The 2,187-nt window shown below is 45.4% G+C and carries 2 protein-coding genes; both read right to left on the bottom strand.

From position 1 onward, the window contains the following. Positions 1 to 581: hypothetical protein (locus QGP82_RS01265; RefSeq protein ID WP_499056730.1), on the bottom strand; the 581-nt coding region annotated here is incomplete at its 3' end. Between the two features lies 1 nt (position 582). Next, on the bottom strand, positions 583 to 2,187 hold a 1,605-nt coding region (locus QGP82_RS01260; protein ID WP_499056728.1), incomplete at its 5' end, for a hypothetical protein.

The raw sequence follows: 2,187 nt of genomic DNA, 5'->3' as shown, positions 1-2,187 counted from the left end.
TTGTCTACCTGTTCTTTAACCTCTAACTGCTTGGGTGTTGGCTTATGCTGGTTTACCCTGGGGCCTAACTTCACCGCCTCACTCTGACCTAGCAAACCAGAGTGGTATAACTCCCTGGCAATCTGGGGGGCACGAGCGATCGCACGGGCACGCTTTTGGCGCTTCTCTTCTGCTTCGTTAAGTGGTTTCGGGACATCATGTCCCGAAACCAAATCCTTTTCTGTGTACTGGTTTCCGTTGAAATTCCCCTCTCTAGCATCTTCAGGTGTCAGAGCTTCGATGACTTCTCTGCGCATCTGTTCAAACTCTTCCACCTTTTCTTTGAGTTGATGGCGGAATGGAGCCTTGATTGCATGGTTAAGCACTTCTTTGGACACACCTGCACCATTTGGGTAGGGTTTGGTTAGATACTCCTCTAGCGTCGCCGCTGATTCCTGCCAGGTTCCTTCATGAATAACCCCATGAATCATGTTGATAAACAGGTCTGGGCTGACACCTTTGGCTTCTGCGGCTCTGTGTATCTGTAGGGTGTACCAGCCTGACGTTGTATATGTGGATGGTCGGATAATAACGTCAGCCATATCAACCTCCTTTAGCTGCTGTCTTTGCAAATCGCCATTGTGAAATCTTGGCTCTCAGGTACTCTTCACCTAGAGCAGGAATTTTTCCGACATACCTTAGCATGTTCGTAAGCTGTTCTCTGTCAGCGTATTTGGGTTGAATGTCAATGCCAGTTTCCTGCTTCAGGATGTACCAAGCCACTTCATAAGAATTGTTTCTTGAAAGCGTTGTGTCTACTTGATATCTCAATAGCCGAGAAATTGCATTCGGATTTCTGGATTTTTCGGTGCCTGTAACTTCGTATAGCAACTGATCTCTCAACTGTTGAAGCGTTTTATCTGGATGCATCGACGGTGGGATGAATCCATCTCGTTTCATGTTTTCAGCAATATTGACGCCTGCATCACGCAAAATCTTTGCAATGGACGTTGTTGCTATGCCCTCCAATCCGTGTTTTTGTTCTAAGTAGGCAAGTTCTTGATGCCCCAAGTCCTTTGACTCGTCGGTGCCTTTAACTACAGATGGCAATACCTCAAGATCTGCCATTGAACCAGATTCCTTCTTTTTCCCAGTGCTGTTCTTAGGCTTAGAAGCTTGTTTTTTCTTTATTCTCAACCCTGCCATCGCCTCACTCTTCTTCGCCTCAGCATAGGCGACAGCCTCAGGATCACACGGCATGATTACTCTTGCAGGTTGCACATCGAATGGTAGTTCTTTTCTGACCCTAGCTACTCTGCCAAATAGTTGATCCAAAAATCCCCATTCTCTATAGTTCGTTAGGCAGCACAATACATTGAGGCGATTGCAGCTAAATCCTATAAACGCTTGCCTAACTGTGATCAGGACATCTATTGATTCATCTCGCTTGAACTTTTGAAGCGCTTCAATACTTTTAGGGCCATCACTAGAAATAGCGACCACCGTTTTTAGGTGTGGATAGGTGGTCTTGAAGTACGCTTCAATCTTCTTGGCCTGTCCCTGATCATAGGCAGCAACCAACATTCCAAAATGCTGCCATATAGCCTTAGCATCGTTTAATTCATTGACACTGATATCAATGAGATGTTGATAAAACTCAGCCTCTTTAAGAAAGCGTCCTAACTTTCTCTTCATTTTTGAAACCTGCATCAATTCAGAAGGCTTTCCAACTTTATGCCAAATGCCTTCAGCGTCGGGCATTTTGAACATGACATCTCGAAGATACCCTTGGGCGACACCTTCTTGATAAGAAGCGGTTACATCGTATACCGGGAAAATCTCATTATTAGGGTCTGGCGCTGTATATTGAACACCCCAAACCCGTTCGCCGTTGCCCCTTGACGTGCCACCCATCACCAAAATATAGGGATAGAACTCAGCTAACTGGTCCATCGTCCCGGCGAATTTGTTGGTGGGTTCACCAGTCTTGGGGTCAATGCCCAGATATTGAGCTTCATCTAACACCAACAACGTTCGCTTCTGCTTAGCAAAATCCCGATGAAATTCAGGGCTACTGATCAACGATGAAAAACAAATTGAATATCCATCTTCTTCGCCAGTACAAAACGCCTGATAAGCATACCTGGGTTCATATCCTTTGAAGTCACGAGGATTAGAGCCAACCGTAAAGGCTTTAAATTTTGGACT

Origin of the sequence: Leptothoe sp. LEGE 181152, assembly GCF_032906605.1 — a bacterium.
GTDB lineage: Bacteria > Cyanobacteriota > Cyanobacteriia > Phormidesmidales > Phormidesmidaceae > Leptothoe > Leptothoe turfae.
The sequence above is the reverse complement of the archived record's forward strand: the minus strand, read 5'-3'. Positions and strand labels throughout refer to the sequence as shown.